The sequence below is a fragment of the Nesterenkonia sp. genome (assembly GCF_029265375.1).
In the GTDB taxonomy this organism is placed as follows: Bacteria; Actinomycetota; Actinomycetes; order Actinomycetales; family Micrococcaceae; genus Nesterenkonia.
This window is the reverse complement of record NZ_JAJUJJ010000009.1, coordinates 43,747-65,533: the sequence shown is the minus strand read 5'-3', so window position 1 is coordinate 65,533 and position 21,787 is coordinate 43,747. Positions and strand designations below refer to the sequence as shown.

At 69.2% G+C, this 21,787-nt stretch carries 22 protein-coding genes; 8 read left to right on the top strand and 14 right to left on the bottom strand.

Annotation, left to right across the window (positions count from 1 at the left end):
* The first annotated feature begins 65 nt into the window (after positions 1–65).
* A complete protein-coding gene (locus Q1K09_RS05520) occupies positions 66–365 on the top strand; it encodes a thiamine-binding protein (protein ID WP_300343883.1) in 300 nt (99 codons plus the stop codon).
* A gap of 5 nt (positions 366–370) precedes the next feature.
* Here the strand turns inward: Q1K09_RS05520 and Q1K09_RS05515 are convergent, their stop codons facing one another.
* Genes Q1K09_RS05515 through Q1K09_RS05480 form a run of 8 tightly spaced genes read right to left on the bottom strand, consistent with a single transcriptional unit; the run spans position 371 to position 7,669 of the window.
* Complete coding sequence (locus tag Q1K09_RS05515; protein ID WP_300343882.1) at positions 371–607, bottom strand: hypothetical protein; 237 nt, start codon at positions 605–607, stop codon at positions 371–373.
* 6 nt (positions 608–613) lie between these two features.
* Positions 614–1,750: a S8 family serine peptidase gene (locus Q1K09_RS05510; protein ID WP_300343881.1), complete on the bottom strand. Its 1,137-nt coding sequence runs from the start codon at positions 1,748–1,750 to the stop codon at positions 614–616.
* Positions 1,751–1,793: 43 nt separating this feature from the next.
* The gene (locus tag Q1K09_RS05505) at positions 1,794–2,723 is read right to left on the bottom strand and encodes a DMT family transporter (protein WP_300343880.1); all 930 of its coding nucleotides are present in this window, start codon (positions 2,721–2,723) and stop codon (positions 1,794–1,796) included.
* A 51-nt stretch (positions 2,724–2,774) separates the two neighbouring features.
* Positions 2,775–3,812: a nitronate monooxygenase gene (locus Q1K09_RS05500; RefSeq protein WP_300343879.1), complete on the bottom strand. Its 1,038-nt coding sequence runs from the start codon at positions 3,810–3,812 to the stop codon at positions 2,775–2,777.
* A complete protein-coding gene (locus tag Q1K09_RS05495) occupies positions 3,809–4,546 on the bottom strand; it encodes an aminoglycoside 3'-phosphotransferase (protein ID WP_300343878.1) in 738 nt (245 codons plus the stop codon). The genes Q1K09_RS05500 and Q1K09_RS05495 overlap by 4 nt, the downstream gene beginning before the upstream one ends.
* A complete protein-coding gene (locus Q1K09_RS05490) occupies positions 4,539–5,066 on the bottom strand; it encodes a methylated-DNA--[protein]-cysteine S-methyltransferase (RefSeq protein ID WP_300343877.1) in 528 nt (175 codons plus the stop codon). Before Q1K09_RS05490 ends, Q1K09_RS05495 begins: the two co-directional genes overlap by 8 nt.
* Positions 5,056–6,687 carry an AlkA N-terminal domain-containing protein gene (locus tag Q1K09_RS05485; RefSeq protein WP_300343876.1) on the bottom strand — a complete coding sequence of 544 codons (1,632 nt, stop codon included), beginning with the start codon at positions 6,685–6,687 and terminating at the stop codon, positions 5,056–5,058. The genes Q1K09_RS05490 and Q1K09_RS05485 overlap by 11 nt, the downstream gene beginning before the upstream one ends.
* Before the next feature lie 55 nt (positions 6,688–6,742).
* The gene (locus Q1K09_RS05480) at positions 6,743–7,669 is read right to left on the bottom strand and encodes a DUF4031 domain-containing protein (protein ID WP_300343875.1); all 927 of its coding nucleotides are present in this window, start codon (positions 7,667–7,669) and stop codon (positions 6,743–6,745) included.
* Between Q1K09_RS05480 and Q1K09_RS05475 the strand changes: the two genes are divergently transcribed.
* The gene (locus Q1K09_RS05475; protein ID WP_300343873.1) at positions 7,631–7,864 is read left to right on the top strand and encodes a hypothetical protein; all 234 of its coding nucleotides are present in this window, start codon (positions 7,631–7,633) and stop codon (positions 7,862–7,864) included. The two genes, Q1K09_RS05480 and Q1K09_RS05475, sit on opposite strands and share 39 nt — an antisense overlap.
* Positions 7,865–7,867: 3 nt before the next feature.
* Here the strand turns inward: Q1K09_RS05475 and Q1K09_RS05470 are convergent, their stop codons facing one another.
* Both Q1K09_RS05470 and Q1K09_RS05465 read right to left on the bottom strand, forming a co-directional pair.
* On the bottom strand, positions 7,868–8,578 hold the full coding sequence (locus Q1K09_RS05470) for a maleylpyruvate isomerase family mycothiol-dependent enzyme (protein ID WP_300343871.1): 711 nt from the start codon (positions 8,576–8,578) through the stop codon (positions 7,868–7,870).
* Positions 8,575–9,240, bottom strand: a complete 666-nt coding sequence (locus Q1K09_RS05465) for a VTT domain-containing protein (protein WP_300343870.1) — start codon at positions 9,238–9,240, stop codon at positions 8,575–8,577. Before Q1K09_RS05465 ends, Q1K09_RS05470 begins: the two co-directional genes overlap by 4 nt.
* Before the next feature lie 153 nt (positions 9,241–9,393).
* On the opposite strand from Q1K09_RS05465, the gene Q1K09_RS05460 reads away from it, so the two are divergent.
* From Q1K09_RS05460 to mfd, 6 genes are all read left to right on the top strand, one after another.
* Positions 9,394–10,716 carry a sensor histidine kinase gene (locus tag Q1K09_RS05460; protein WP_300343869.1) on the top strand — a complete coding sequence of 441 codons (1,323 nt, stop codon included), beginning with the start codon at positions 9,394–9,396 and terminating at the stop codon, positions 10,714–10,716.
* Positions 10,707–11,384: a response regulator transcription factor gene (locus Q1K09_RS05455; RefSeq protein ID WP_300343868.1), complete on the top strand. Its 678-nt coding sequence runs from the start codon at positions 10,707–10,709 to the stop codon at positions 11,382–11,384. Before Q1K09_RS05460 ends, Q1K09_RS05455 begins: the two co-directional genes overlap by 10 nt.
* Positions 11,381–12,211 (top strand): DUF4097 family beta strand repeat-containing protein, encoded by an 831-nt coding sequence (locus tag Q1K09_RS05450; RefSeq protein ID WP_300343867.1) that lies wholly within the window; start codon positions 11,381–11,383, stop codon positions 12,209–12,211. The genes Q1K09_RS05455 and Q1K09_RS05450 overlap by 4 nt, the downstream gene beginning before the upstream one ends.
* A gap of 111 nt (positions 12,212–12,322) precedes the next feature.
* The gene (locus Q1K09_RS05445) at positions 12,323–13,549 is read left to right on the top strand and encodes a glycosyltransferase family 1 protein (protein WP_300343866.1); all 1,227 of its coding nucleotides are present in this window, start codon (positions 12,323–12,325) and stop codon (positions 13,547–13,549) included.
* Complete coding sequence (locus tag Q1K09_RS05440) at positions 13,533–14,159, top strand: VTT domain-containing protein (protein ID WP_300343865.1); 627 nt, start codon at positions 13,533–13,535, stop codon at positions 14,157–14,159. Before Q1K09_RS05445 ends, Q1K09_RS05440 begins: the two co-directional genes overlap by 17 nt.
* A gap of 50 nt (positions 14,160–14,209) precedes the next feature.
* Complete coding sequence (gene mfd, locus Q1K09_RS05435) at positions 14,210–17,818, top strand: transcription-repair coupling factor (protein WP_300343864.1); 3,609 nt, start codon at positions 14,210–14,212, stop codon at positions 17,816–17,818.
* Here the strand turns inward: mfd and Q1K09_RS05430 are convergent.
* From Q1K09_RS05430 to Q1K09_RS05415, 4 genes are read right to left on the bottom strand one after another with little or no spacing between them, the layout of a single operon-like run.
* Positions 17,808–18,782: an acyltransferase family protein gene (locus Q1K09_RS05430; RefSeq protein ID WP_300343910.1), complete on the bottom strand. Its 975-nt coding sequence runs from the start codon at positions 18,780–18,782 to the stop codon at positions 17,808–17,810. The genes mfd and Q1K09_RS05430 overlap by 11 nt on opposite strands.
* A 44-nt stretch (positions 18,783–18,826) precedes the next feature.
* Complete coding sequence (locus Q1K09_RS05425) at positions 18,827–19,159, bottom strand: hypothetical protein (RefSeq protein ID WP_300343863.1); 333 nt, start codon at positions 19,157–19,159, stop codon at positions 18,827–18,829.
* Positions 19,160–19,198: 39 nt separating this feature from the next.
* Positions 19,199–19,894: a deoxyribose-phosphate aldolase gene (deoC, locus tag Q1K09_RS05420; RefSeq protein ID WP_300343862.1), complete on the bottom strand. Its 696-nt coding sequence runs from the start codon at positions 19,892–19,894 to the stop codon at positions 19,199–19,201.
* Positions 19,895–19,934: 40 nt separating this feature from the next.
* Positions 19,935–21,776 (bottom strand): phospho-sugar mutase, encoded by a 1,842-nt coding sequence (locus Q1K09_RS05415; RefSeq protein WP_300343861.1) that lies wholly within the window; start codon positions 21,774–21,776, stop codon positions 19,935–19,937.
* Positions 21,777–21,787 lie beyond the last annotated feature (11 nt).

The window sequence follows — 21,787 nt, the reverse complement described above, 5'->3', positions numbered from 1 at the left end:
GGGGTTCAAAGAGCCCGGGGTCCCGGCGTAGGCTGGCCGCACCCATACCGTAGGAGGTCTCAGACATGTTAGTCGCATTCTCCGTAGCACCGACCACCGCCGACCCCGAGGACGACGGCTCCGTCGCTCGGGCCGTGGCCGAGGCCATTGCAGTGGTCAAAGACTCTGGGCTGCCCTATGAGTACAACGCCATGTTCACCCTGGTGGAAGGCGAGTGGGACGAGGTCTTTGACGTCATCCGGCGAGCCACCGACGCAGTGGTCGCCACCAGTCCGAGGGTCAGTCTGGTGGTCAAAGCCGATATCCGCCCCGGGCACACCAATCAGCTGACCGAGAAGGTCCGTCGGGTCGAAGAGCAGCTCTGAGCCGGCTACTGCACCTCTGAATCCGGCGGGGAGAGGCGGATCTGACGCGAAGCGTCCACTGAGGACACCCCGGAGACGTCAGCAGCCCGACGGGCGCAGGCCTCATCGCCGGATGCGGTGACCTGCCCCAGTGAACGCAGCACCTGCCCGATCTCCATTCCGCATTCGCGCAGCTGCGCCACCACCTCGTCCATCCGGTCGAGGTGCTCATCCGCGAGGGTGATGATCCACTCCTGGCCCATTGCGGATCAGTCCTGCGATTCGGAGTCTGGTGCGCGCACCAGCCCGGCGCCGACGTCCTCGGCAGGCTCATCCAGCTCCACGGCCGAGTCGACCAGCGCGTCCCAGAGCTCCTGGCCACGGGCGCCGGTGGTCTCGGCGATCAGCGCCGCCACCCCGGAGACGTGCGGACAGGCCATAGAGGTGCCGCTGATGCTGCGGTGCCCGCCGCCGGTCCAGGAGGAGTAGACCTCCACTCCCGGGCCGGCCAGGTTGACCTCTCCGCCTTCCTCCGGCACCGACCGGGAGGAGAAGTCCGCGATCCGCAGGGACGAATCCACTGCGGCTACTGCCATCACTGCCGGGCTGTTGGCCGGCGCCCCGACGAAGCCGGGATCACCGGCGCTGCGGCTGGCATTGTTCCCGGCAGCCGCGATGATCACCGAACCCTGCTCCAGGGCGCGCCGTCCGGCAGCCACATAGGGCGGATGGACCTCGCGCACATCAGCACCCAGTGACATCGAGATCACCGCGCAGTCGTTCTGAAGGGCCCAATCGATGCCGGCCAGGATCGAGGTGTCAGATCCGGAGCCGTCGTCACCGAGCACCTTCCCCGAGTAGATCTCCGTCTCCGGAGCCACTCCGTAGCCCGGCCTGCCCTGCCGCGGTCCGCAGGCTGTGCCGATGCAGTGGGTGCCGTGCCCGTGGGCGTCTTCGGGGCTCTCGCTCTGAATGAAGGACTCCACCGTCACCGCCCGTCGGGCAAAGTCCGGATGGTCCGGGCTGAATCCGGTATCCAGCACCGCTACCCGGATGCCTGCTCCGGTGGCGCCGGACTGTGCGGCTCCGACCGCCTGCAGACCCCAGGTGAACTCCTCGGTGTCTGCATACTCCGCGGTCTGCGGGGAGATCGCGTAGTAGGTCAGCTCCGGGGCGTAGCGCATAGGCTGGCGCCGTTCTGCGCAGCGCCCGCTGAATGCAGCCAGGTGCTCAGACTCACCGTCCACCACGCCGATTCCCAGGCGGGGGAAGTACCAGTCAGTGGAGAAGCCCTCGGCGCGCAGCAGCGCAGGCGCATCGTGTTGGAGGATCTGGGCGTCGGCAGTGTCGAACACCACCACATAGCGTCCGGCTCGCGGCTGGGACCCGCCGTGCTGAGTAGTCATCTTCTGCTCCTTCCCTCAGCGACGGTGTGAGCCCATCGTACGGTCAGACCCGGACAGGGGGAACAGCCCGACGCCGCCCGCGGCTCAGCTGGGAGATCGCGACTCCGGCCAGGCAGATCGCGCCGCCTGCCACCGCCAGCGGCGGGGGAATCTCGCCCAGCGTGACCGCAGAGAGCCCCACCACCACCGCCGGGACGGCCAGAGTGGCCGAGGCAACCCGGCCGGTGGGGAAATGGTTCATGGCATAGCCCCAGAACCAGAAACCCAGAGCGGAGGGCCCGATCCCCATATATACCGCCGCCGCCAGCGTTGCGGTGCTGAGACCCTCCCATTCAGCCACGGTCTGCGGGGCGAACGGCATCAGCGCAGCGGCCCCGGCAATACATCCCAGCCAGGTGGCGGTCAGCGGGTCCACATCGCGCAGCACCAGCTTCTGCAGCAGCATTCCTGCGGCATAGAGCAGCGCGGCGGCGAAGGCCACGGCCAATCCGGTCAGGGCCAGCTGACCCACGCTGCCGGCCGCGGTGATCAGCCCGATCCCGCCCAGGGAGACCAGCATTCCCAGGAAGAGGCCGCGGGAGAAAGTCTCCTTGAACAGCACCACTGCGCCCACCCCCACCAGCAGCGGGGCGATGTTGACCACCATGGCCACAGTGCCGGCATCCAGAAAATGCCCGGCCCAGTTGAAGGCCAGCGTGTAGACGGCGAACCAGCTGACACCGAAGGCGACGGTCAGCCACAGGGCCCGGCCGCTGGGCAGGCGGATCCGTCCTCGGCGGGCCCACAGCAGCAGCACTGTCAGGGTCGCCGAACCGGCTGTCAGCCGGATCAGCGCCAGGGGGCCGGGGGAGATGTCCGGTGCGGCCCAGCGCATCAGCACGAAGGTGGAGGCCCACATCAGCGCAGTGAGCACGATGGCGGCCAGCGGCAGCAGGTGCCGGAGGGCAGGCTCGCGAGATTCGGTGGTGGTCACTGTCAGCTCAACTTCCTTCACCCCCGCTTGATTCCGTCCGCCCGTGCCGGCTCAGGCGCCGGCGAGCCTGCGCAGGGCGTCTGCGGCGGGCTCCTCGGCGGCGTGCCGCCACCCGGTTCCGGCCCACAGGTTCAGCGCCGTGGGGTCACCGGCGGCAGCGGCGGCCCGGCGCAGCGGGGTGGTGAGATGGTGCAGAGCAGGGAACCCCAGGGGAGCGGCCGGGGTCATGGCGTCGGTGAACTCGGTGCGCAGAGCCCGGGCGGGGCGCCCGGAGAACGCGCTGGTGACCACGGTCTCCGCATAGGCCGCGCTGGCCAGAGCGCGCCGGTGGGCCGGCTGCGTGCCGGCTTCCGGGCAGCGCAGCAGCGCGGTCCCCACGCAGGCAGCCTCCGCACCGGATGCCAGCACCTCCCGGACGGAGTGAGAGGTGGCAAGGCCTCCTGCGGCCCAGACCGGGCACGGCACCACCGGTGAGATCTCAGCCACCAGCTGGGCCGCGGTGATGGACGGCACCGACCCTCCCGGGCTCCAGGTTCCCCAGTGGCCGCCGGCGCACGGGGACTGGGCCACCACGGCGTCGACGCCGGCTGCGGCGGCCTGCTGGGCCTCCGCCCGGCTGGTCACCGTCTGCACCACCCGAGTCCCGGCGCGCTGGAAGGCGCGGATGGTCTGCTGCGGCGGCAGCCCGAACGTGAAGCTGACCACCGGCACCGGGTCCTTCAGCAGCAGCTGCAGCTTGGCGTCCCAGGCGTCGTCGTCCTCCTGCGGCTGCTGCGGCAGCTCAGCCCCGTATCGGTCGGCCCAGGGCTGAAGCGCCGTCCGGTAGGCGCCGAACGCTTCGGCGTCCACCGGGACGGGATTGGGCGCGAAGAGATTGACGCCGAACAGCTCGGTGCGGGCGCGGACCTGGTGGATCTCATCGGCCAGCCGATCAGGTGTCTTGTATCCGCCGGCGATGAAGCCCAGCGTCCCGACGGTGCTTGATGCGACGACCAGCTCCGCAGTGGTGGGCCCTCCGGCCATAGGGGCGGCGATCACCGGCAGCTGTGCACCCAGCTCGGACAGCAGGCCCGGTCGCAGTCGGCTCATGATCCGGCCTCCCACAGGTCCCGGTAGTAGGCGATGCGGTCCGGATCCGGCGTCACGCCGTAGCTGGCGAAGAACAGGTCGTCGTAGCTGCGGCCGAAGTTCACCGGCCACCTGATGCTCCAGCTGGCGATCGCCAGATCAGCCCATCGCTCGCCCAGCCCCAGCTGGCCCAGGTCCACGTGTGCGGCGAAGCGGCCGTCGCGGTCCAGCAGCGTGTTGGGCACGCAGGGGTCGCCGTGGCAGACCACCACGTCCTCGGCGCCGGAGTCGAGTCCAGGGGCCGCCCATCGGCAGGTGAACGGACAGTCGGTGGGAAGCGCGTCGTGCAGACGGCGCAGCCCCACCGCAATGGCCCGCACCGCAGTCTCCGGCTCGCTGCGCCACCGCGGGTGGTAGGCAGAGGTGCCGGACACTGCGGCGGTGAGCAGCCAGGCGCCGTCGTCGTTGGTCCCGGTCTGCAGCACCTGCGGCACCGCGGTGAATCGGCCGGCCCACGTGGTGCGCTGCGCCTCTGCCTGCAGGTCCACGTGCTCGGGATGCCGGTCAGTGTGCGGCTGCCATTTGGCGTATCGGTCGGAGCCCAGTGCGAAGGTGGTTCCGCCCAGCTCATTGCGCCATATCGGCCGCACCTGCGCAGCCCCGGCCAGCTGCCGGATCGGCTCGGGGACTGCCACCGGCTCCTGCGGCACCCCGGCGCTGACTGTCTCAACCTCCGTGTGCCGGGTCTCAGGCACTGCGGGCCTCCCGCTGCAGCAGGCTGTGTTTGACCGGCAGACCGTAGCGGAAGCCACCGAGGCTGCCGTCGCTGCGGATCACCCGGTGGCAGGGCACGAACAGCGCTGCCGCGTTCGCCGCGCAGGCTCCGGCCGCTGCGCGGACCGCCCCGGGGCTGCCGGTGCGGGCAGCATAGGCGGCGTAGCTCAGCGGCGAGCCGGGCCCTACCTGACGCAGCACCTCCCAGGCGCGCTGCCGGTAGGGGCCCGAGCGCTGCCGGACCGGGACGTCCAGGATCCCGCTGAGGTCGCCGTCGTAGTAGGCGGCCACTGCCTGCAGCGCCTGCTGCGCGATCCCGGCAGGCGGTTCCGCTGCAGAGCCGGCCGGGGCCACCGGTCGGCGCAGGCTCGGGTGGATCAGCGCATGCAGAGCCAGGGGGTCCTCGGTCCAGCCGGAGGCCAGCACGGAGCTCTCATCGGTGAGAACGGTGAATACGCCGTCAGGGGTGGAGATGCGGCCCACGGTCAGCTCAGTGCTCATCGGTGTGTCCTTTCGATGGGGAGGCGGCGGCCCACAGGTGCATCGCCGCATAGGAGCGCCACGGTGCCCAGCGCTGAGCATGCTCGGCCAGCTGGCGGTGCTGTGCATTCCGGTGCTGGGCGCTGCAGTGGTGGGCGGCCCGCTGCGGGCCACCCCCACTTTGCGCGGCAGTCCGAGCAGCTGCAGGGCCGAGCAGACCCAGGTGCTGCGCCCCGGCGATCAGCGCCACGTCCCCTCTCATCCACGTGTCCGGGTGGCCCAGCACGCGCAGCTGAAGATAGCTGGCAGTCCATTCGCCGATCCCCGCAACAGCAGTGAGCTGGCGGCGCATCTGCGCAGGCTCGGCCCCGGAATGCAGCTGCATCTCTCCGCTGAGCAGCGCCTGCGCGGCCGCGCGCACAGTGCGGAGGCTGCGGGCCGGCAGCCGCAGCGGGCGGTGGGGATCCAGCGGTCCTTCACCCGGATCCTCCACCGCAGCCAGGATCTGCTCGCTGCTGGGGAAGAGCGTATCCAGTCCGGCGAAGCCGGAGACGTATCCGGTGCCGGTGCGTGCCACCAGCCGGGACAGCTGGGTGCGGGCCGCGGCCACCGAGATCTGCTGCCCCACGATCGCGCGGATGAGGTACTCATGGGCGTCGGCTGTGCCGGGCAGCCGGATGCCCGGGGTGCGCTCCACCAGCGGCCGAAGCGCGGGATCCTCACTGAGTGCGGAATCGACTGCGGCAGGATCGGCGTCGAGATCCAGCAGCCGGCGCGCGGCGGCGACTGCGGCAGGCACATCGGAGAGGGTGCTGACCTCGCAGCGGACCTGCACACCGCCGGCCGCAGAGGTGAGCTCGAGGGCGCCGGGGCCACCGGGGAGCCGCAGTGTGCGAGCGTAGCGCAGACGCTTCGGGCTGATCTCAGCAGCCTCCACTCCGGGCAGTGCGCGCTCGGCCAGGAACCCGAAGACTCCGGCTGCGTCGAAGGGCGCCCGCACCGGCAGCTCGATCTCCACAGTGAGCGGGGCCGCTTCTGCAGCAGCCTGGGTGCGGGAAGACCCTGGGAGACGACGACGTCGTCGGGCGCGGATCTCTGCCGGGGTGGAGTCGAAGATCTGGCGGCAGGTGTGGTGGAACTGGCGGACGGAGGAGAAGCCGGAGGCGAAGGCCACATCGGAGAGCGGCAGATCGGTGCTGACCAGCAGCGTCCTGGCCGTCTGGGCGCGGTGGGCGCGCGCCAGGGTCAGCGGCCCAGCCCCGAGCTCGGCGGTCAGGGCCCGATGCACCTGACGCGAGCTGTAGCCCAGCGCGCTGCTCAGCTCCGCCACGCCGCCGCCGTTCATGATGCCCTCGCGGATCAGCCGCATGGCACGGGCCGCCAGGTCCTGCCTGAGGTTCCACTCGGGAGTGCCCGGAGCAGCCTCGGGCAGGCATCTGCGGCATGCCCGGAACCCCGCCTCATGGGCGCCCGCCGAGGTGCTGAAGAACGTGATGTTCTCCGGCTTGGGGGTCCTGGCCGGGCAGGAGGGGCGGCAGTAGATGCCGGTCGTGGTGACAGCGAAGCAGAACTGGCCGTCGAACCGAGCATCGCGGGCTGCCACGGCGCGGTAGCGCTGCTGAAACTCTCTTTCCCGGTCCACACCTCTATCCCACTGCTGCAGCACCGGGATGTCCAGCGAAAATCGGACACGGCATTCAGGCGGGGCCGGCCTGATCCTGCAGCTGCGCCAACTCGCGCTCCATATTGCGGCAGGCCTTCGCCTGCCACAGCTGCCGGGCGGTGCGGGTGCGGTAGAGCTGCGAGGTTCCCAGAAGGCGGCGCAGCACAGCCGCACGGCCCGCGGCGAACTGGTCATCCGGCACATGCGCGTAGTCCTGCCGCACCTGCTCGGTGTAACGCCGGTAGTCCGGCCAGTCCCGGCCGAGGACCTCCAGGTCGGCGTCGACCAGCACGGACCCGGCGGCGTCGTCCTCCTCAGTACTGTGGTGCGCGGTCAGCCGCACCAGCCGGGCCGTCTCGGCCACCTCCGCGCTCCCCAGCAGCCCATCCAGCAGATCTTCTGCCAGGCGGGCGGAGACCTCTTCATCCGCACCGGCCTCACCGCGGTAGACGGCGTCGTGGAACCAGCCGGCCAGAAGCACCGGCCGGCGCAGGGGCGCAGGCAGCTCCCCGTCACGTTCCAGGTTTGCGCAGACGCGCAGCACCGAGCCCAGGTGGGGGAGCGCGTGATAGCTGCGGTGCGGCTCGGACCAGCACTGCAGAAGCCGGCGGCCGATCTCCTCCCACCGCTGGGCAGCCGGCCCCTTTTCGGGCCCCAGCCGGGCCCAGCGCCGCTGGAGTCCCCGCTGCAGCTTCTCGGGGCGTTCGCGGGACCGGATGCGCAGGCCCGAGTCGGCCAGGACCCTGACCAGCTGGCTGCCGGCGACGGGGACCGCCCCTGCGTCCACCAGCTCCTGATAGCGGTGGGCCGGGGCGTCATAGTGGTCGCGGTCGAAGGCCCGCTCGCTCAGACCCGCACTGCGGGCGAAGGCGTGCAGCTCCTCCAGCGAGGCGGAGGAGATCACATGGGAGAAGACCGTCCCATGGGCCGGCCAGACCGGCGGATCGATGTAGATCGTCATGCAGCTCCCATCATACGAGGCCGCACCGACGATCGACTCTGGGAGGCCTTCGACGACGAGCTGACCGACTTTGAGACCGGCAAGGGCAGCGTCAAGCTTCCCTACACGCTCAGCCAGCTGCCCGCGGACCTGCTGACCCGCATGATCCGCTATCGCATCGCTGAGCACGTCGATGGCGGCGTGAAGTGGATGTAACCGTCAGGGGACCAGAGCGCGGCTGAGCAGGGACTCGGCCTCTGCTGGGCCCATCTGCTGCCTCCAGGGGATCCGCTGCCACACCACCAGCAGCAGCTGCTCGGCCGGGGCGGTCACCGCCACGGCCTGCTCCGCCTCACCGATGGTCACCGGATCGGCATCGACATCCGTGGCGGTGAGGACCAGACGCTTCGGCAGCGGCTCCACACGCTTGGCGCGCAGCATGCGCGGATACATCACCTCGGCCACCTCCGCCACACCGTCGAAGGCCAGCGCCGGGTCCAGAGCGGCGGTCTGACCCACAGCGTGGTGGGCATCCCAGAGGTGGACCATGGTTTCGTGCACCTGCCGGCGCTGCCAGAACAGGGCCGTGCCCTGGTGCCGGACCAATGTCCAACAGGGAGCCTCCGGTCCGGCCTCGGCCAAGGCCTTGCGCAGCGCCTCCGCGGCGGAGGCGTACCACCGGCTCAGGCTCTGCCCGGCGGGCTCATCCCGAGGGCGTTGGCGCGGATCAGCGCCCTGCACGATCCCCGCTGCCCACAGGTGGGTCTGCCCCAGGTGGACGCCGAGTGCGCGCAGGTCCCATTCCGGGCATGCGGCAACCGGTGAGTCCAGGGCGCCGTCGTCCTCTTCCGCTGCGGCCAGCACGTCCCGGAACCGTCCGGTGGAGGCTGCCAGCTCATCCAACCATGGTCTTCCTGTGGGGGAGATCACGTATTCGAGCATACCGCCCGTCGCTGCGGCCATCGCCGGCGCTGGAAGGAGAATCTCTTCTCGCCAGTGCGGATCAGACGATCCAGAATCAGCCCGATCAGCGCCCCGGCAACGATCCCCAGGGCCATGGCCAGCAGCGGGCTGTCCCTGAACAGGTGGCCTGCGCCGACTCCCATTGCCGCGGAGCTGACAGCCCAGAGCACCGAGGCCAGGCAGGCCAGAGGCATGAACCGGGTGAAGCCGAAGCACACTGCCCCCAGGGTCATATTCACCGCCACCCGTCCCACCGGGACGAACCGGCCGGTCAGAATGATGCTGCCGCCGTGTGCCGCCAGCGCACTTCTCGCCCCGCTGAGGGCTGCCCGGCCCCGGGGCCCGCGGAGCATCCGCAGCTGGTCCACCGGGACCCGCGAACCGATGCAATAGGCGATGAGGTCGCCGAAGAACGCGCCCACAGCGGCAGCCAGCACCAGCAGCAGCAGGTAGCTGGCCGGCATATCGCCGGCCACAGCCAGCACGGCGGCGGCAATCACCACCGACTCGCTCGGCACCGGCGGAAAGAATCCGTCGACGCAGGACAGGACAAGAACCGCCACCACCAGCCAGGGAGAGGGGCCAAGAGCGACGACGGCAGACTCAATGCTGCTGAGAATCTCGTGCATAGCCTCACGCTATGAACCCTCCCGGGCGGGCAGAATCCAGCTGACTCCACAGCGGCGCGCAGCTTCGCCCCGGCCTGCGGTGCAGTTTTCTGCACCGTGATCGCAGAGCCAGCTGCAATCCCGCAGCCCCGCCCGCTGGAATATGGTCGTAGAGTGAACACAGACCCTGCCGTCCGCACCGGTCGCAGCCGCGGCGCACTGCGCAGGATGGCGCACCATGCCGTCTACCTGACCACCGGCGGCCTCATCTTAAGCTCCCCAGCGATCGGTGTATTCGCCCTGGTCAGCACCATCCTTTCCACGGTGATGCTCAACCACCCGGTCGCCGGACTCTTAGAAGAGGACATCTTCGTGCCGGCCCGCGCCGCGCTGATCGTGCTGGCCTGCCTGATCGGACTGGCCACTGTCATCCTGTGCTGCTTCTTCGGGCGGCTGCACCGCTCACGGGCCGCCGCACTCATGAGCGCCTCCGTGCCCAAGCCCCAGCGAGGCCGGTGGAGCTGGCGGAGAGTGGCCATGCTGGGTGTGAGTCCCTATGGCCTGCGGCTGCTGGTCTACCACCTGCTGGGTCTGCTGTGGGGCCCGATCATGGTCAGCGTCGTGCTGGCCTGCCTGGTCGGCGGACCGGCATCGCTGCTGCTGGGTCTGCGCCTGAACTCCGGCCAGCCCGCGGCCGGCATCCTGACTCTGATCGACGTCCTCTTCATCATCTGCGGAGCCGTTCTGCTGCTGGGCTCCCCATGGATCCTGCGTGCCGTCGCCCTAGCAGATCTGGCGCTGGTCAAGTGGGTCAACGGAGTGGATGAGAAAGCGGCACTGGCCCAGCGGGTCGAGCAGGTCACACAAGCCCGCTCCGGCGTGGTGGCCGCAGCGGACGCGGAGCGGCGCCGCATCGAGCGCAATCTGCACGACGGGGCTCAGCAGCGCCTCACTGCCCTGGCCGTACACCTGGGTATCGAACGCAGCCGGCACGTCAAGGCGGCAGCCTCGGGCACGCCGGTGGACCCGCAGGACACTCAGGACGCCTTCCAGCATGCCCAGGCCGAGGTGCAGTCCGCGCTGCAGGAGATCCGGCACCTGGTTCGGGGCCTGCACCCGGCCGTTCTGGAAGACCGAGGGCTCGACGCCGCGGTCTCCGGCATCGCCTCCCGAGCCCCGTTCCCGGTGGCAGTCACCGTGGATGTGCCCCAGCGGCCCTCCCTGGATGTGGAGGCAGTGGCCTATTTTGTGGTCTCTGAGGCGGTCAACAACATCATTGCCCACGCCCAGGCGAAGCACGCCGAGGTCACTGTCAGACGCATCGGCCGGACGCTGAGCATTACGGTGTCCGATGACGGGGTCGGCGGCGCCGAGGAGTCTCGCGGCACCGGCCTGACCGGACTGCGTCAGCGCGTCGAATCCGTGGACGGAACCCTGAATATGACCAGCCTTCCCGGAGAGGGAACCCAGATCAGAGTGGAGCTGCCATGCGCGTAGTCATTGCCGAAGATTCCGTCCTGCTGCGCGAGGGCCTGGCCAGGCTGCTGGACTTCGCGCAGATAGAGGTGGCCGCCGCCGTAGGCACCGCCGTCGAGCTGCTCCCCGCTGTGGAGGAGCATGCACCGGACCTGGTGATCGTCGATGTGCGGATGCCGCCGAGCTTCACCGACGAAGGCATCCGCGCAGCCTTGGAGCTGCGTCAGCGCGATCCGGAACTGGCCGTCATCGTGCTCTCCCAGTATGTGGAGGAGCGGTATGCCGTGGAGCTGCTGACCGGGGAGACCTCCGGGGTGGCCTATCTGCTCAAAGACCGCGTGGCAGATGTGGACGAGTTCCTCTCCGTGGTCCGCCGGGTCGGCGACGGCGGCTCGGTGCTGGACCCGGAGGTCGTCTCCCAGCTGCTCACCCGGCAGCGTAGGGACAATCCGGTGGAGGAGCTGACCGACCGTGAGCGCCAAGTGCTCGCTCTGATGGCCCAGGGGCGCTCCAACGCCGGAATATGCGAGGAGCTCTACCTCAGTGAATCTGCTGTGACCAAGCACATCAACGCCATCTTCACCAAGCTGGGCATACCGCCCACCGGAAGCGCCAACCGCCGCGTACTGGCAGTGCTGCAGTACCTGGCCGCCAACAGCACCCCGGACCGCGGAGGCAGACAGCCATGACGACGCCGCACAGCACACCGGGGCACGCCTCCCCGGCAGTTCGCAGAGCCTGGCTGATCTTCGGAGGGCTGCTCACAGCAGCACTCCTGGCCGTTGGTGCCTTCCTGACCTGGTCGCTGCTGGCCGGCGGCGGGATGAGCGAACAGACCGGACAAGCGTCACTGTCCAGCGGTCAGACACCTGAGACGGTGGCCATCGACGGGGCCGGAGCAGACGTGGAGCTGATCGGGACGCAGACCGATGAGGCCACCGCGGAGCTTGCCACCAGCTGGTATGCCAGCGAGCGGCCGGCAATCGAGGAGACCTGGGAGGACCAGACCTGGTCGGTGGATTTGGGATGCCGGCACCAGGGCGTCCCCCTGTGGTTCGCCCCGGGCTGCGGGATCACCTATGACGGGACGGTTCCCGCGGACTCGTCCGTGGAGGTCAGCCTGACCTCAGGGGCGGTGTCCGTGGAGAACATCGGCGGGGCAGCGGATCTGCAGACCACCTCCGGCAGCATCACCGCCTACGATGTCTCCGGCGACCTGACAGCGGAAGCCACCAGCGGCAGCATCCGCGGAATCGGCCTCACCTCGGACAACGTGACAGCGCAGGAGACCTCCGGCAGCATCTCGCTGGAATTCGCCGAAGCACCGGCGCAGGTCCGCGTCTCGACCACCGCAGGGGATATAGAGGTGCTGATTCCGCGGGGCCAGAACTATCGCGTTCTGTCCGACACCTCCAGCAGCGTGGTCAGCATCGAGGTCGCCACAGACCCCGACGCCGGATCCATCATCGACCTGCGGACCACCAGCGGGAACATCACGGTCGCCTACTCCGACTGAACCGCGGAAAGCCAGGGTGCAGTTTCCTCCACCGAAGGACTGCAGGGATCCTCTTGGATACCGGCAGGCAGCTGGATTCCGCGCAGTTCCGGGCCTCCATAGCGTGAAGGTATGCGAGAAACTCCTCCTTCAGAACTGCTGGCCTGCCGGTCCCTGCGCGTGCTGGTGGTCACCGAATCTTTTCTGCCGCAGACCAACGGGGTCACGAATTCCGTCTGCCGAGTCCTGGAGCATCTGGCCCAGCGCGGACACACAGCTGCGGTGATCGCCCCGACCGGACCTGCGCAGTACGCGGGCGCCCCGGTGCACCGAGTTGGGGGCCTGGACCTTCCCGGCTATGACGGTTTCACCGTCGGCATGGCCACCCGCCGCAGGCTTCGGGGCCTGATGGCCGAATTCCGCCCAGACGTGGTTCATGTGGCCTCCCCGTTCGTGCTGGGCTACGCAGCGGTCCGGGCTGCCAACAGCATGCAGATCCCCGTGGTCAGCATCTATCAGACCGATGTGGTCGGCTTCGCCCGCCGCTACCGGATGCGTGCGACCGAGGCGCTGATCCGCCACCGGCTGCGGCGCATTCACATCCAGTCTGATCTGACCCTGGCCCCCTCCGCCGCCAGCATCCAGCAGCTCCAGGAGCTGGGCATCCCGCGCCTAAGGTTCTGGCCCCGAGGTGTCGACACGGCACGGTTCTCCCCGCAGAACCGTTCGGAGTCCCTCCGGGCACGTCTGCTGGCACAGCCCTCTGGCGGCTGCGCCGGGGACGTCCTGGTGGGGTATGTGGGTCGCCTGGCCAGGGAGAAGGACCTCCACCACCTGCAGGCGATCAGCGGCATCCCAGGGATCCGACTGGTCCTGGTGGGAGAGGGGCCGGAGCGCAGCGCCCTGAAGGAGCTGCTGCCCGGGGCGCTCTTCCTGGGGGAGCAGCACGGCGAGCAGCTCGCCCAAACCCTGGCGAGCCTGGACATCTTTGTGCACACCGGGGCCGAGGAGACCTTCTGCCAGGCCGTTCAGGAAGCACTGGCCTCGGCGGTGCCGGCCGTAGGACCCAGCGCCGGAGGACTGAAGGACCGGATCACACACGGGATCAACGGCCTGCACTACGCTCCCGGCAAGCTCGATGAGCTGCGTGCCGCAGTGGCCCGACTGGCCCAGGACGCCCCGCTGCGCCGGTCACTGGGCCAGGCGGCGCACCAGGGGCTGGGCTCGTCCTCCTGGACAGCGGTGAATGACCTGCTCCTGGAGCACTACAGGGATGCCATCACCGGGGCCCAGCAGACCAGCGCGGCGGAGGCGGACCCGGTCTACCGCAGGAAGGGCCTGCATGGACTGGCTGTCTGAGCTGACCTCCAGCCCGGCCCTGCCGCACTGGGCACTGCTGCTGAGCCTGCTGGTGGTGATGGCGATCCCGATGGGGCCGGCTGAGCCCACCGCGCTGGCGGCAGCAGCCCTGGTCAGCACCGCGGCGCTCCCGCCGCTGACCACGGTGGTGGCCATCGCGGCAGGAATGACGCTGGGTGACGCACTGACCCACCGAGCCGCCGGCCCGCTGCTGCGGAGGATGCGGCAGAAGCCGCATGCTGCCGGGCGGCTCCACAAGTGGTCCCAGCGGTTGCAGCGCCAGAGGTACGGACGCGATGCGGCGGTGGCCGGACTGCGCCTCCTCCCCGGGGCCCGAACCCCGGCGGCGCTCGCCGCCCGAGCCGCCGGGATCAGCAGCCCGCGCTTCCTGCTGCTGGCCGCCGCCGGCTCCCTGATCTGGGCCGCGCTCTGGGTGCTTGGGGGAGGAACGCTGCTGCATACCCTGCCGACATGGGCCGCGGCGGCCGGTGTGGCTGCTGCGCTGCTGGCGGGACTCACCGTGCCGGTTCGGCGCAGGGTCAGAGAGCAGCGCCTCAGCTGCGGCGGGCGCTCTGCGGGAGTTGTCGGGAGGCCATTGCCAGCACGGTAACCTAGGGGAGGTCTTTTTCTCCCCGGTCCCTGTGTGGCGAGGTGTTTGGTGTGTCTCTGAAGGGTCTGCGCACTGCGCTGTCTGCGGCGTCGTCGTACTCCCGCGTAGTCTCAGCGGCGAGCCGTCCCGCCGGCGAACGCACTGACGAGCTGCAGATCGGGGCCACCTCCGGGCTGCGGCCGGCCCTGATCGCGGAGATCGCCGAGGCCATCCGGGGTGCAGGTCAGGCCCCGGGCGGTACAGTGCTGGCGGTCACCGCCACCGACCGGGAGGCAGAAGAGCTGCAGACCTCCCTGTCCGCCTTCGCCCCCGAAGCCGAGGTGGCCCACTTCCCGTCATGGGAGACGCTCCCGCATGAGCGGCTCTCCCCGCGCTCAGACACGGTCGGCCGTCGGCTGGGCGTGCTGCGCCGGCTCGCCCATCCGGAGCAGGCCGGCCGGCTCGACGTGGTCGTCGCCCCCATCCGCGCGGTTATCCAGCCCATCGTGGCAGGCCTGGGCGACCTGGAGCCGGTCACGCTGACCACCGGTGAGTTCTACGAGTTCGACGATGTGGTCTCCCGGCTGTCCGCTGCCGCCTACCACCGGGTGGACATGGTCACCCGGCGCGGCGAGTTCGCCGTCCGCGGCGGCATTCTGGATGTCTTCCCCCCGAATGAGACCCACCCGGTCCGCGTCGAGTTCTTCGGCGACGAAGTGGAGCAGATGCGGCACTTCTCGGTGGCCGACCAGCTCTCGGTGGATGCCGAGGAGCCACCCACCACAGTGCAGGCCGTACCCTGCCGAGAACTGCTGATCACCGACCAGATCGCCGAGCGTGCCAAGTCCCTGATGCCCAGCATGCCCCATGCAGTGGACATGCTGGAGAAGATCAGTCAGCACCAGGCGGTGGAGGGCATGGAGTCGCTGACCCCGGTGCTGGCCGAGCAGATGGTGCCGCTGGTCTCCGAGCTTCCCGCCGGCTCCCTGACCGTGGTGGTGGAGCCGGAGAAGGTCCGGGCCCGCGCCCACGACCTGGCTGCCACCAATGAGGAGTTCCTGGCCGCGGCCTGGCAGGCCACCTCCGACGGGGCGGCGGCACCCATCGATGTCACCGACCAGGAGCTGACCAGTCTGCGGACCGGAGCCTTCGCCTCCCTGGCCGAAACCCGGGACGCTTCCTTGGAGCACGGCGCCGGGTGGTGGTCGCTCACCTCCCTGGGCGTGGACGAGGAGCTGGAGCAGGACGCCGATGTGATCTCCGTGGATTCCCGCGAGCCGATCGGCTACCGCGGCTCGGTGGAGCAGGTGATGGAGTTCCTGGCCGGCCGGGCCGCCGACAAATGGTCAGTGGTGGTGACTACCGGCGGTGCCGGTTCGGCCGCCCGCGTGGCCGAGCTGCTGGGCGAGCACGAGGTGCCGCATGAGCAGGTGGAGAGCCTCACCGACGCCCCGACGCCCGGTACTGTCACCGTGACCACCGCCAATGCGTCCCAAGGCTTCGCGCTGGATTCGCTGCAGCTGGCGCTGCTGACCGAATCCGAGATGCTGGGCCGCTCCATCCGGCAGGACTCACGTGCCGGCGCCAAGCGCGCCACCCGCCGGAAGAAGAACCCTGTGGATCCGCTCTCCCTGACCAAGGGCGACTATGTGGTCCACGAGCAGCACGGCATCGGCCAGTTCGTGGAACTCATCCAGCGGCCGGTCGGATCCCCGCAGGCCATCCGCGCCGGCACCGCCGGTATGCGTGAATACATGGTGCTGGAATACGCCTCCTCCAAGCGCGGGGCGCCGAAGGACCGGCTGATGGTGCCCACCGACCAGCTGGACCAGGTCTCCCAGTACGTAGGCGGAGACGAACCGAAGCTCTCCAAGATGGGCGGCTCCGACTGGGCGGCCACCAAGCGCAAGGCCCGCAGAGCCGTCAAGGAGATCGCCGCAGAGCTGATCCGCCTCTACGCCGCCCGCATGGCCTCCCGCGGACACGCCTTCGCCCCGGACACCCCCTGGCAGGCCGAGCTTGAGGACGCCTTCCCCTATGTGGAGACCCCGGACCAGCTGACCGCCATGGAGGAGGTCAAGCGGGATATGGAGGCCGAGGTGCCCATGGACCGGCTGATCTCCGGGGATGTGGGCTTCGGCAAGACCGAGATCGCCATCCGAGCCGCGTTCAAAGCAGTGCAGGACGGCAAGCAGGTGGCGGTGCTGGTGCCCACCACGCTGCTGGTCTCCCAGCACTACGAGACCTTCACCGAACGCTATGCAGGCTTCCCCGTGCGGGTCCGGGCGCTGTCCCGGTTCCAGACCGCCAAGGAGTCCAAGGAGGTGCTGCAGGGGCTGCGCGAAGGAACCATCGACGTCGTCATCGGGACCCACCGGCTGCTGGGCAGAGAGGTTCAGTTCAAGGACCTGGGCCTGGTGATCATCGATGAGGAGCAGCGCTTCGGTGTGGAGCACAAGGAGCAGCTGAAGAAGATGCGCACGAATGTGGATGTGCTGGCCATGACCGCCACTCCCATCCCGCGCACCCTTGAGATGTCGCTGGCCGGAATCCGCGAGACCTCTGAGCTGAACACCCCGCCGGAGGAGCGTCACCCGGTGCTCACCTATGTGGGACCCTATACCGATAAGCAGGTCTCGGCCGCGATCCGCCGCGAGCTGATGCGTGAAGGGCAGGTCTTCTACGTCCACAACCGGGTGGCCGACATCGACCGGGTTGCCGCGCGGGTGCGCGAACTGGTGCCCGAAGCCCGCGTAGAGGTCGCCCACGGACAGATGAGCGAGACCCAGCTGGAGCGGATCGTTCAGGACTTCTGGGAGCGGCGCTTCGATGTGCTGGTCTCCACCACCATCATCGAGACCGGCCTGGACATCTCGAACGCCAATACGCTGATCGTCGACCGCGCCTCAGCCTTCGGCCTCTCCCAGCTGCACCAGCTGCGCGGACGCGTCGGCCGATCCCGGGAGCGCGCCTACGCCTACTTCCTGTACCCGGCGGAGAAGCCGCTGGGGGAGGACGCGCTGGAACGGCTGAAGGCCGTGGCCGCCCACAATGAGCTGGGGGCCGGGTTCCAACTGGCCAAGAAGGACCTGCAGCTGCGCGGGGCCGGCAATCTGCTCGGCGGCGAACAGTCCGGCCACATCGAAGGTGTGGGCTTCGACCTGTACCTGCGGATGGTCGGCGAAGCTGTGGCCGACTACCGGGGCGAGGAGGACCGCCACACCCAGGAGGTCAAGATCGAGCTGCCGATCAACGCTCATCTGCCCTCCGACTACGTGCCCAGCGAACCGCTGCGGCTGGAGGGATACCGAAAACTCGCCGCGGCCGACACCGATGAGAAGGTCGACGACGTCGTCGCCGAATGGACTGACCGCTACGGAGAGCTGCCTGAGCCGGCGCAGAACCTGGCGGAGGTCTCCCGGTTCCGCAACCGCGTGCGCGAGGTGGGCATCACCGATGTGGGGGTCCAGGGCAAGTTCATCCGCTTCGCACCGGTTGAGGAGCTTCCCGAATCCCGGCAGCTGCGGATGGAGCGGATGTACTCCGGCCAGCACCGGCGCTCGCTGAAGCAGGTGCTGCTGCCCAAGCCGACCACCGCCCGCATCGGCGGTGAGGAGCTGGCCGACCAGGCTCTGCTGGCGTGGCTCACAGGCGTCTACGAGGCGCTGTTCAAGCCCTAGCGCCAGCCGGGCGGGGCAGCCCGGTCAGATAGGGGCTGAGCCGGGTGCGGTTGACCACCACTCCCAGGGACCAGCACACCACCAGCGCGATCAGCACCCGCACCGGCGGGGCCTGCACCGCGCCCCAGATCACGAACAGGATGTAGGGGTGGAGGAAGACCACCAAGGTCCCGGTGCGCACCAGCTGCGAGATCACCGACCCGGCGGCCGGAACCGCACGCACACCTGCCTCGGCCCAGGTGCCGAACAGGATGGTCAGCCCCACACAGATCAGCACCGCCAGGGCAGGGGAGAGCAGGAACGTGCCGAAGCCGGACCATTTCATGTTCATGCTCTCCGCGCCCAGCGCCACTGAGCCGATGCCGACGGCGATCAGGGCCACCCCGGCCGGCCCGCCCCACACTGACCGCACCGCACGGGAGCCCGCGGCCGTTTCGGAGAACCGTCGGAACCAGAAGCCGGCCAGCATATAGGCCGCGCACGCAGGAGCCAGGCCCACTCCCAGCACGGTGTAGGACATCGCTGAATCGGGCGTCTCGGCCAGCCAGAGGCCCGCCACCGCGGCAGCCGCCTGAACCCACCAGGGAAGCTGCACCAGCAGCCGGACCAGCAGCGCGGCGACGAACAGCACCGAGATGAACCAGAACGCCAAGAACGGCATATCGGTCCGCCCGCCGCCGATGAGCGCCCCGGTGACTGTGGCCCAGGTGTCCTCAAAGGGCCAGGGCGTGAAATGGTGCCCGATCACCAGGGCGCTGAGCACCACCAGCCACACCAGATAGGGGATGCCCAAGGTGCGCCACCGGGTGCTCAGCTCGCCGCCGAAAGTGCGGGTGACTGAGAGGAAGTAGCCCGAGAGGAAGAAGAACAGCGGCATCCGCCAGATCTGCAGGTACTCCTCGCCCGGCATGAACGGCCAGGCATGGCCGACGACGACGGCCGCTACGGAGATGACCCGCAGCAGATCGATGCCCAGATTCCGGGCAGCAGGTCTCAGGGCGACGCCCCTCAGTGCTGGGCCGAGGCCTTGCGCTCTCTGCGGGGAGCACTCGACTCAGCCTCCCGGGAGGCCATAGCGTCCAGCGGCTCTCCGTGCTCACCGTGGAGCTGCTGCTCCTCCAGGGTGTCAGAGCGGCCCACGACCTCCTTGGCCACCAGGAAGGCGGCGGTGTAGAGACCCAGGAACAGCGCGCCGGGCAGCCACACCTGATCCAGATCCCAGAAGTTCAGAGCGATGACCGCGCCGAGCAGCAGCCCGAAGACGAAGAGGAATGCGACGAGGTTGCCGAGGAAGTGGCCCTGGCCTGAGTAAGCCTTGACCTGACCCTTTGCATCAATCATGCGGTGCGCCTGTCTTTCAACGTTGTGGTGGGCGGCGGCTCAGTAGCCGGCCGCGCCTGAGGTGCCGTTTCCTGCCCCCACAATATCAAGCGAGGCGCTGGCGCCGATGCGTGTGGCACCGGCTGCGACCATGGCGGCCGCATCCTGGTAGGTGCGCACCCCGCCGGAGGCCTTGATCCCCAGGCGTCCGCCGACCAGAGATTGCATCAGCTCAATGTCTTCCACTGTGGCTCCGCCGCCGGCGAAGCCGGTGGAGGTCTTCACAAAGTCGGCTCCGGCCGCCTCGGCCGCCCGGCACACCAGGGCCTTGGCCTCCTGGCTGAGCAGCGCAGTCTCCAGAATCACCTTCAGCAGCGCTCCGCCGGCGTGGGCAGCCTCGGCCACCGCGGCGATCTGGGCGCGCACGGCCTCAGCATCACCGGCATTGGCGTCTGCGATGTCCACGACCATGTCGATCTCCTCCGCCCCTGCCGCGGCGGCCTCCCGAGCTTCGACCACCTTCGCTGCGGTGGTGCTGGCCCCCAGCGGGAAGCCCACCACTGTGCAGGTCTTCACGCCGGTGCCGGCCAGCAGCTGCACGGTCAACGGCACCCACCGGGGGTTGATGCACACGGCGGCGAAGGCATGCTCCGCCGCTTCGGAGCACACGCGGCGGACGGTGGCCTCGTCAGTGTCCGGCTTCAGGGCCGTGTGGTCGATCATTCCGGCCAGTTGGGCCGCAGTGGGGCTGTTCATCTTTTCCTCTCAGGCGTGCCAGTCTTAGGGTGCGGGCGTCTCAGGCGGTCAGGACGGATTCCATAGCGGAGCGCAGCTCCTCCAGCCGCTGCGCGGCGCTGCGCCGGGCCGAGGATACCTCCTGCGGATCGGCCGATCCGGGCTCGGCCACCGCCTCCAGATAGCATTTGACCTTCGGTTCGGTGCCCGAGGGCCGGACGATCACCCGGTCGCCGGCCTCGGTGAGGTAGATCAGCGCGTCGGTGGACTTCGCCTCAGTGAACTCCCGGCCCGGCAGCGGCTGGTGCGACAGGTCAAGGGTCTCCACCACCGCCGAGCCTGCGATCCGCTCAGGGGGAGCGGCGCGCAGGGCCGCAGTGACCTCTCCGAGCTGGCTGAGATCCTCAACACGCACCGTGACCTGCCCAGTGACATGCACTCCCGCCTCGGCGGCGATCTCATCCAGCGCGTCCAGCGCGGTCTTGCCCTTGGCCTTCAGATCGGCGATGAGCTCGCAGAAGATCAGCGCGGCAGAGACACCATCCTTGTCGCGCACGTGGACGGGGTCCACATCGAATCCGATGGCCTCCTCATACCCGAAGACGATATTGGGGACCCGCGCCAACCATTTGAAACCGGTCAGCGTCTCTTCGTGCCCGATCCCGCGGGATTCGCACAGCTTGCCCAGCAGCCGGGAGGAGACCACCGAGTTGGCGATCACCGGACGGTCTTGGCCCGCAGCGGTCTGCCATCCGGTTCGCAGCGGCCCCCGGTCGATGATGTGGCGTCCCAGCAGGGCTCCCATCTCATCTCCGCTGAGCTGCCGCCAGGATCCTGCCGAGTCGTCATAGACAGCCGCAGAGAGCCTGTCGGCGTCGGGATCATTGGCCAGCACCAGGTCGGCGTCGTGATCCGCGGCAGCCTGCAGCGCCAGGTCCAGGGCGCCGGCCTCCTCGGGATTGGGGAACTCGGCGGTGGGGAACTCCGGATCGGGTTCGAACTGCTCGGCCACCGGGAACACCTCGGCGAAGCCGGCAGCATGGAGCAGATCGGTCACCGCCTGGCCGCCCACTCCGTGCATCGCGGTGTAGACCACCCGCAGGTCCCGGTGGGGGTAGTTCTGCTGATCCAGCAGCTGCAGCGCCTCACGCTGGAAGTCGATCCTGGCCTGCTCGCCGATCGTCTCCACCCCTGAGGGCAGGGGGACCTCCGGGCTGGGGGCTGCCGCAGGTGTGGGGGAGTCCGCGGCGAAGTCGGCCTCGACCGCCTCGGCGATCGTGGCTGCGATCTGCTGATCCACCGGTGAGACGATCTGCGCGCCCACACCCTGACCGTCCGGCTCCAGATAGCGGGAGAGCTCTCCGCCGAGGTAGACCTTGTACCCGTTGTCCTGCGGCGGATTGTGGCTGGCGGTGACCATCACACCGATCTCGGCGTCGAGCACCATCACCTGGCGCGCCAGCAGCGGCGTGGGGCCCGGCCGGTCGAAGAGGTGAACCTCCCAGCCGGCGTCGCGGAAGATCTCGGCCGTCTCATAGGCGAACTGGTCCGACTGGTGCCGGGCGTCGAAGCCGATCGCGATCCTGCGGGCCCGCGAACCCTCTGCATCATGCGGGTTGTCGATCTGCTGGTGAGCCTGGCGCAGCTGTGCTTCGGCATAGCGCAGCAGACCCGTGGCGGTCTGCCTGACCACCAGTCGGTTCATGCGCATGGGCCCGGCCCCCAGCTCAGCGCGCAGACCCGCGGTTCCGAAGGCCAGCCGTCCAGCGAACAGCCGCTCCAGGGTGTCATAGGCGGTCTGGTTCTGCTCAGCGTCGTCGAGCAGCTCCTCCAGCTCAGTGCGGGTGGTGGGGTCGGGATCCAGCTGGATCCACCGTGCCACGGTGCTCAGCAGCTCACTCACAGGTCAGTGCT